Source organism: Emticicia sp. (assembly GCF_049241225.1).
Lineage (GTDB): Bacteria > Bacteroidota > Bacteroidia > Cytophagales > Spirosomataceae > Emticicia.
In genome coordinates, this window is the sequence record NZ_JBMLRC010000419.1 from 3,736 (window position 1) to 11,800 (window position 8,065).

General features: G+C 38.9%; 7 protein-coding genes. 5 read left to right on the plus strand and 2 right to left on the minus strand.

Annotation, left to right across the window (positions count from 1 at the left end):
- Nucleotides 1-120 precede the first annotated feature (120 nt).
- Nucleotides 121-903: a hypothetical protein gene (locus ACOVO2_RS21615; protein ID WP_421771980.1), complete on the plus strand. Its 783-nt coding sequence runs from the start codon at nt 121-123 to the stop codon at nt 901-903.
- Nucleotides 904-1,015: 112 nt separating this feature from the next.
- Here the strand turns inward: ACOVO2_RS21615 and atpG are convergent, their stop codons facing one another.
- Both atpG and atpA read right to left on the minus strand, forming a co-directional pair.
- Entirely contained in the window at nt 1,016-1,903 is an 888-nt protein-coding gene (atpG, locus tag ACOVO2_RS21620; RefSeq protein ID WP_421771981.1) for an ATP synthase F1 subunit gamma, read from the minus strand.
- A 94-nt stretch (nt 1,904-1,997) separates the two neighbouring features.
- Nucleotides 1,998-3,575, minus strand: a complete 1,578-nt coding sequence (gene atpA, locus ACOVO2_RS21625; protein WP_421771982.1) for a F0F1 ATP synthase subunit alpha — start codon at nt 3,573-3,575, stop codon at nt 1,998-2,000.
- 266 nt (nt 3,576-3,841) lie between these two features.
- On the opposite strand from atpA, the gene ACOVO2_RS21630 reads away from it, so the two are divergent.
- The 4 genes from ACOVO2_RS21630 to ACOVO2_RS21645 all read left to right on the plus strand — a co-directional run bounded on the left by ACOVO2_RS21630 (nt 3,842) and on the right by ACOVO2_RS21645 (nt 8,012).
- A complete protein-coding gene (locus ACOVO2_RS21630) occupies nt 3,842-4,549 on the plus strand; it encodes a 2-phosphosulfolactate phosphatase (protein ID WP_421771983.1) in 708 nt (235 codons plus the stop codon).
- 153 nt (nt 4,550-4,702) lie between these two features.
- Nucleotides 4,703-5,059 carry an endonuclease domain-containing protein gene (locus ACOVO2_RS21635; protein WP_421771984.1) on the plus strand — a complete coding sequence of 119 codons (357 nt, stop codon included), beginning with the start codon at nt 4,703-4,705 and terminating at the stop codon, nt 5,057-5,059.
- 87 nt (nt 5,060-5,146) lie between these two features.
- Nucleotides 5,147-6,175, plus strand: a complete 1,029-nt coding sequence (locus tag ACOVO2_RS21640) for a dipeptide epimerase (RefSeq protein ID WP_421771985.1) — start codon at nt 5,147-5,149, stop codon at nt 6,173-6,175.
- Between the two features lie 64 nt (nt 6,176-6,239).
- A complete protein-coding gene (locus ACOVO2_RS21645) occupies nt 6,240-8,012 on the plus strand; it encodes a CocE/NonD family hydrolase (protein ID WP_421771986.1) in 1,773 nt (590 codons plus the stop codon).
- Nucleotides 8,013-8,065 lie beyond the last annotated feature (53 nt).

The following is an 8,065-nucleotide window of genomic DNA, read 5'->3' on the forward strand; positions in this document are numbered from 1 at the left end:
ACCACTTATAGAAAACTTTTGAAGTTGAAATATTGAACGTGTACTTTTGTATAAGATCTGACCAAAAACGCAGATAAAAGCATTTTTTATTTAGGCTCAAAGCCCATTAACAATAATTTGATGAAAAAGCCCAATGTCTTTTACTTTCTTATCTCTTTATCATTAATAGCACTTCTTGCTTCATGCGGAGAAAAAAAAGCCCAGAAAACCGAAAATAAAGCTGATAGTCCAGCCATTCATACGCTTATTTTCATTGATAAAACTGCGAGTGTTGATGTATCGAAGCCTTTTGTGGCTCAGAAATACCAACAGGCACTCAATAGCATTATTGAAGAGAACGTAAGAAAATCGGGTGATAAGTTTGAGATTTATTACATCCATGAAAACACTGCCAAAGGGCGTTGCCTTTCGCTCACTTGCCGCACTGAAATGGAAGACACCGAAGGAATGAACGCCACTGACTTGGAGGCTATTAAGACGTCGTATGATTTATCCATCAGAAAAGAGCGTACTTTCGTTACGAAACAAGCATTGGCACGCCTCAACGCCACAAATGATAATGCTTCGAACCGTGAAACTAACATTTTAGCTAGTATACCTGTAATTGCCAAAGCCTCAGAATCGGGAGCGGTTGTGAAAGTATATTATTTAAGTGATATGGTGGAAAGTGTAAAAAATGGCCGAGATTTTCAGGTAAAACCACCAAAAGATAATTCGGAAGCCGAAGAGTGGGCAAAAATAGATGCCGAAAAGTACAAAGACTTGGCTTTAAATGGCCCCGATGTTTCGATGATTTTACCATTCGAACCAATGAGTTCGATCAAAGAAAATAACCCAACAATTACGCTTTATTGGTCGAAATTATTTGAAAATTTAGGAGTGATGAATGTGCAGGAACTGTAACTCAATTTTCTAAATTGTGTAAAGTATATAATTACATTTCATAAAAATGCATAACAAAAAACGGCGATACATCTTTCGATATATCGCCGCCTTTGTATATAAGAACTACTAATTATTGCTGTGCTTTCAAAGCTTCTGCACCACCAACAATCTCCAAGATTTCGTTAGTAATGGCCGCTTGACGACTACGGTTGTACTCAATTTTCAAAGTACGTAATAATTCGTTGGCATTATCAGTTGCTTTGTCCATCGCGGTCATTCTGGCTCCATGTTCCGACGCATTCGAGTCAAGAACAGCCTTAAATAACTGCATTTTAATTGCTTTTGGCATCAATTCTAATACGATTTCTTCTTCTGATGGTTCGAAAATGTAATCAGTTTTAGAATCTTTTACCGAATCATCTTTTTTCTCAACCAAAGGCAACATCTGCTCTGCACGGATAATCTGAGTAGCAGCATTTTTAAATTCGTTGAAAATAATTTCTACTACGTCGTATTTCCCTTCGGTAAATGCATCCATCACTTGTTCGGCTGCCTGACGGGCAGTTGCAAAATTCAAGCGTTGGAAAATATCCATATACTCAACATTCACTTTAAAGCCACGACGTTGCAGTGTTTCACCACCTTTTTTACCCAAAGGCATGATTTCTACTTTTCCTTTCGCAGCCTGAGCGGCGTATTTATCCTGAATGAGTGCCAATGCAGCCTTAACAACGTTTGAGTTGAAAGCACCGCAAAGACCTCTATCTGAAGTAACTACGATGATTAATACGTTCTCAATTGGACGTATACTTGTATATGGACTTGTTGCACCTACTTCAGTATTAGCCGAAACCGTCGAAATCAATTCGTTCAACTTATTCGCATACGGACGCATCTGCGTAATGGCATCCTGGGCACGACGAAGTTTCGCTGCCGATACCATTTTCATTGCCTTGGTAATCTGCGTTGTAGAGTTTACCGAAACAATTCTATTTCTTACTTCTTTTAATGAAGCCATCTTTTTGTCAAATTAAGAATTAAGAATTAAGAATTAGGAATGGATTTGTACCAAACTTTAATTCTTAATTCTCAATTCTACATTCTTAATTATATTAAGCGTATTTCTCAGCTAATTCTTTACCAACTTTTTTGATGATAGCCGTGATGTCATCATCTAATTTACCAGCTGCAAGTTTGGTGATAACTTCAGGATTTTGAGCTTTCAACAATGTAATAAATTCGCTTTCGAATTCTTTTACTCTGTTTACATCTACTTTATCCATTACACCATTGATTGAAGCATAAATAATAGCAACTTGCTCACCAACTGGTACTGGCGAAAACTGTGCTTGCTTCAAGATCTCTTGGTTCTTACGACCACGATCGATTGTCAATTTTGTAGATGCATCAAGGTCAGAACCAAACTTCGCAAACGCTTCCAATTCACGGAATTGTGCTTGGTCAAGTTTCAAAGTACCTGCTACTTTCTTCATTGACTTGATTTGAGCATTACCACCCACGCGTGATACCGAGATACCTACGTTGATAGCCGGACGGATACCTGCGTTGAACAAGTTAGATTCCAAGAAGATTTGACCGTCAGTAATCGAAATTACGTTAGTCGGAATATATGCAGAAACGTCACCTGCTTGCGTTTCGATAATCGGAAGGGCTGTTAACGAACCACCACCTTTTACTTTACCTTTCAATGAAGCAGGAAGGTCGTTCATGTTGCTTGCAATCGTATCATCAGAACTGATTTTCGCAGCACGCTCCAACAAACGGCTATGTAAGTAGAAAACGTCTCCTGGATAAGCCTCACGACCTGGCGGACGACGAAGCAATAATGATACCTCACGGTAAGCAACCGCTTGTTTAGATAAATCATCATAAACAACTAATGCTGGACGGCCAGTATCACGGAAATATTCACCGATGGCAGCACCCGTAAACGGAGCAAAAAATTGCATCGGAGATGGGTCAGAAGCACCAGCATTTACGATAACTGTGTAGTCCATTGCACCATACTTGCGAAGAGTTTGCTCAACAGCCTTCACGGTAGATGCTTTTTGTCCACAAGCTACATAAATACAATATACAGGCTCGCCTTTGTCGTAGAATTCTTTTTGGTTGATGATGGCATCAATACACACAGCAGTTTTACCAGTCTGACGGTCACCGATAACCAACTCACGTTGTCCACGTCCGATTGGAATCATGGCATCAACAGATTTAATACCTGTTTGTAAAGGCTCAGTTACGGGCTGACGATAGATTACACCCGGTGCTTTACGCTCCAAAGGCATTTCAAAAGTTTCGCCTTGAATCGGGCCATTACCATCGATAGGTTCAGCCAAAGTATTTACAACACGGCCAACGATACCTTCACCTACTTTCACAGAGGCGATTTCACCTGTACGTTTTACTGTTGCTCCTTCTTTGATACCTGTCGAATCACCTAACAATACCGCTCCTACGTTGTCTTCTTCGAGGTTAAGTGCTAAGGCTTTCAAGCCGTTTTCAAATGCCAGCAATTCACCGGCTTGAACTTTTGATAAACCGTATATACGTGCTACACCGTCGCCGATTTGTAGCACTGTACCAACTTCTTCGAGTTCGGCTTCGGTTCTTGCACCTGCTAATTGCTCACGCAGGATTGCCGAAACTTCGTCTGGTCTAACTGATGCCATATAATTTTTTTGATGAGTTTTGAATGTAATTTTGAAAAAACGTGTGCTGTACTCTTGCTTTTTCGGGTGCAAAATTACGATAGTATTTTCACAATTCCCATATTTTCACCAAAAAAAGATAAAAAAGGTAGGATTATTTTTAGAATTTAAACGCTTCCTGAGAAAGTTTTGAATAAAAATTTGACAACTTTGAAAAAGGTAACAATTTTAAGAGCTTTTTTTGGCATCTTTGCGACAGTTTTTTATGAAAAATTATTGATTTTAAAATGAAGAATATTGACGTTTGTCTCACTCCAGATTTATTACATCTCCACAATATTGATAACACAATCGTAATTGTTACGGATATTTTTAGGGCCACTTCGTGCATGGTTACAGGGTTTGCGTATGGCGTAAAAGCCATTATTCCTGTTGAAACCGTTGAAGAATGTCAGGCACTACAAGCCAAAGGTTTTATTGCAGCCGCCGAGCGAAACGCTCAGAAAGTAGAGGGTTTTGAGCTTGACAACTCTCCGTTTAGCTACATGAACGAAAAACTCATCGGCGAAAAAATTGCAATGACTACCACTAACGGTACGTACTCTATCTCAAAAGCAAAAAGCTCGGCTGTAAAAGTTTTGGTAGGAGCTTTCTTGAATCTCAATGCAATCGTGGAATACCTAAAAACACAACCCTACGATGTGTTGGTGCTTTGTGCTGGTTGGAAAGGCCGCACAAATCTGGAAGATACGCTTTTTGCGGGTGCGTTGGTTGATGCCGTACAAAATGAATATTTTGTGGCAGAAGATAGTGCAATAATGTCTATGAGGCTTTATCACCAAGCTAAAGATGATATGTTAGGTTATTTGGCAAATTCATCGCACATTCGTCGTTTGCAACGTTTGGGTATCAACAAAGATATTAGTTATTGCCTACAACGTGATTTGTACGATGTCGTGCCTGTGCTTCGTGGAAATGAGTTGGTGAATATGTGATATTTGTATTTGGGTGAGGTAAAGTATTAGTAAAAAATAACTTTAGCGAGAACATTAAGCGAGAACAAAGTTTCCCCTCCTTTTCAAGGAGGGGTGTCCTGACGAAGTCGGACGGGGTGGTTAAACATTGGACTAAATTTTTAGCAAAAAGCTATGCAACTCAATAATCTAAAAACCCTAAAACCACATAGAAAATATTTACGAAACCATTCCACATCAGCCGAAGCTACTCTATGGAATCATTTAAAGAATAGCCAATTAGAAGGACGAAAGTTTAGAAGACAGCACAGTATTGAGTTTTATATTCTTGACTTCTTTTGCCCATCAGAAAGAATAAATATTGAATTAGACGGACAAGAACACTTTGAAGGCCACGGACTTGTGCAAGATGAAAAACGAGATGAGTTTTTAAAATCACTCAGCATTAAAATAGTACGTTTTGAAAATAAACAAGTTTTTGAAAATATTGATTGGGTTTTAAATGAGATTAAAAGGCATTTTAAGACCTAACCAACCACCCCCGCCGACTTCGTCAGGCGACCCCTCCTTGAAAAGGAGGGGAAACTAAATAACAACAACATTTTCCTCTTCATCAAAATGAAACTAAAATTCCATATCCTTACGCTGCAAATGCGGCATACTTTTACGATTGCACATGGCTCTCGTGACGACATCGATGCCTTCATTGTAGAACTTCAAGATGGCGACCTCAGCGGATATGGTGAAGCTACCCCGATTCCTTATTATGGCGTAACTGCCGAAGGCATGAGAGATAAACTAACTGAATATCAAGAGATTATCGAAAGCTATGACCTTGATAGTCCCGAAGACTTTTGGGCGTTTATGTATCCGTACTTGAAAGATGATTCGTTTGCTCATTGTGCCTTAGACATGGCCGCATGGGATTTGTGGGGCAAAAAACAAGGAAAACCGCTTTACGAAATCTGGGGACTGGACATTACGAAAGCCCCTTATTCGAACTATACGATTGGCATTGATACTATTGAAAAAATGGTTGAGAAAATGCAAGAATTTGATTTTCCAATTTATAAAATTAAACTTGGTACTGACCACGATGTAGAGATTGTTCGTGAACTTCGCAAACATACTGATGCACTTTTTAGAGTCGATGCCAATTGTGCTTGGGGAGTAGAGGAAACGATTGAAAACTCAAAGGCTTTTGCCGAGTTGGGCGTTGAGTTTATCGAACAACCGATGCAGAAAGACGACTACGAGCCAATGCTGGAAATAATGGCAGGTTCGGTATTGCCGCTCATCGCCGACGAAAGTTGTATAGTAGAAGCCGATGTAAAAAAATGTGTTGGAAAGTTTGATGGTATAAACGTAAAGTTGGCAAAGTGCGGCGGAATCACTCCAGCCTTACGCATGATTGCCGAAGCCCGCAGCCTAGGCTTGCAAGTAATGTGCGGCTGCATGACCGAAACAAGTATTGGTATTTCGGCAATTGGGCAACTTGCACCTTTGCTTGATTATGTAGATATGGATGGCTCGATTCTGATTTCAAACGACCCTGCCACAGGGGTTTACCTCGATAAAGGAAAGCCTGTTTATCCGAAAGTAAATGGCACCGGGGCCGTTTTACTCAACACACCAAACGCATCATAAAGCACTAATAATTAACAACTTGTATTCTAACTTTTGCAAAACCCTTTAAAGACCTATTATTTCTATGAGAGTTTTTATCAAATCCTTGGTTCTATTTGCAATTGTGCAAATAGGTTCGCAGTTAGCTTTTTCACAAAATCTTATAAAGTATGACCTCAAATGGGGCGAAAAAATACCTATGCGTGATGGAGTAAAGCTTAATGCAACGCTTTATTTACCTAAAGATTTGAAAGAAAAACAACCTGTTATCATTGATTTAACTCCTTACATAAGTGACGGCTATCATGCAAGGGGCAAGTATTTTGCTGAAAATGGCTTTATCTATGCCATTGTTGATTGCAGGGGTAGGGGTAGCTCAGAGGGCAACTTTAATCCTTTTATTCAAGAAGCCAAAGACGGCTATGATTTAGTAGAATACTTTGCGAAGCAACCGTATTGCAATGAGAAAGTTGCGATGTGGGGAGGGTCATACTCTGGCTATAATCAATGGGCTACTGCCAAAGAATTCCCTCCACACCTTTCCACAATAGTACCCGTAGCATCTGTATTCCCAGGAATTGACTACCCAAACCCGAATAACATTTTCATGTCGTACATGATTGCATGGCTAACTTACACCAGTGGAAAAACAGGAAACAGCACTCTTTTTGGAGATGATAGTTTTTGGTTGAATAAGTACGCTGATATGTACCAAAAACACTTACCTTTCGAGCAACTGGATAAAATTGTAGGCAATGAAACCACCGTATTTCAGACTTGGCTCGCTCATCCAACCTATGATGATTACTGGAAAAGTATGAATCCTAAAATAGAGGATTATCAGAAAATGAATATTCCGATATTAACCATCACAGGGCATTATGACGCAGACCAACAGGGTGCATTAACATTTTATGAAAACTTTATGAAATATGCTTCAGCCGAAGCAAAAAATAAGCATTTCTTGATTATTGGCCCTTATAATCACTCTGGCACTCGTACTCCAAAAGAAGCATTTGGAGGGCTAAAGTTTGGTAAAGAAAGCATGTTGGATATGAATAAGCTACATAAAGAATGGTATGAATACACCATGAAAAATGGACCAAAACCAAGTTTCTTGAAAGATAAAGTGGCGTATTATGTGATGGAAGATGAAAAATGGAAGTATGTAGAAAGTCTTGAAAAAATAGCAACTCATCAAAAAAGCCTTTTCTTAGATTCGGATGGTAACGCAAATGATGTTTTATCGGGTGCTAAACTTTCAGAAAATATTGCCAATAAATCTTCAACAGATAAGATTGTCTATAATCCGCTTGATATAAGCAAAGGTTTAGAAAACTGGAAAAATGAAGAACCAAACTATTTGAAAGACCAATTTACGGCTTACAGATTAGGGAATGAAGCCGTAATTTATCATTCTGCACCTTTTGAAGATTCGACCGAAATATCGGGAGGTATTGAAGCAAAACTATATATCTCAACCGATGTTCCCGATACTGACTTAATGATTTCGTTATATGAACTTACCACTAAAGGAGAAGCGATATATCTAACTTCTGACCAGTTAAGACTTCGATACCGTGAATCACTCGAACGAGAAACATTGATGCAAGCAGGTAAGGTCTATGAATGTGTATTTGATGATTTTCGATTTTTCTCAAAAAAGATAGCAAAATCGAGTCGTTTACGACTTATAATCAAAACCAATAACTCGCTCGAAAATCAGAAAAACTATAACAGTGGTGGAAATGTGAGTGCCGAAACGGCAAAAGATTCAAAAATTGCCCACATCAATATTCATCATGATGCAAAGTTTCAAAGTAGAATCATTTTACCGATTGTAAAAAATCAGCCTTAAAACTCATTCAAGATAATGTTACTTGATTCGACGGTATTACTCAGATTTCCCGC

What these genes read in the sequence shown, in the direction of transcription:
- ACOVO2_RS21615 (WP_421771980.1), top strand. Translation starts at nt 121, where the DNA reads ATGAAAAAGCCCAATGTCTTTTACTTTCTTATCTCTTTATCATTAATA.
- atpG (WP_421771981.1), bottom strand. Translation starts at nt 1,903, where the DNA reads ATGGCTTCATTAAAAGAAGTAAGAAATAGAATTGTTTCGGTAAACTCT.
- atpA (WP_421771982.1), bottom strand. Translation starts at nt 3,575, where the DNA reads ATGGCATCAGTTAGACCAGACGAAGTTTCGGCAATCCTGCGTGAGCAA.
- ACOVO2_RS21630 (WP_421771983.1), top strand. Translation starts at nt 3,842, where the DNA reads ATGAAGAATATTGACGTTTGTCTCACTCCAGATTTATTACATCTCCAC.
- ACOVO2_RS21635 (WP_421771984.1), top strand. Translation starts at nt 4,703, where the DNA reads ATGCAACTCAATAATCTAAAAACCCTAAAACCACATAGAAAATATTTA.
- ACOVO2_RS21640 (WP_421771985.1), top strand. Translation starts at nt 5,147, where the DNA reads ATGAAACTAAAATTCCATATCCTTACGCTGCAAATGCGGCATACTTTT.
- ACOVO2_RS21645 (WP_421771986.1), top strand. Translation starts at nt 6,240, where the DNA reads ATGAGAGTTTTTATCAAATCCTTGGTTCTATTTGCAATTGTGCAAATA.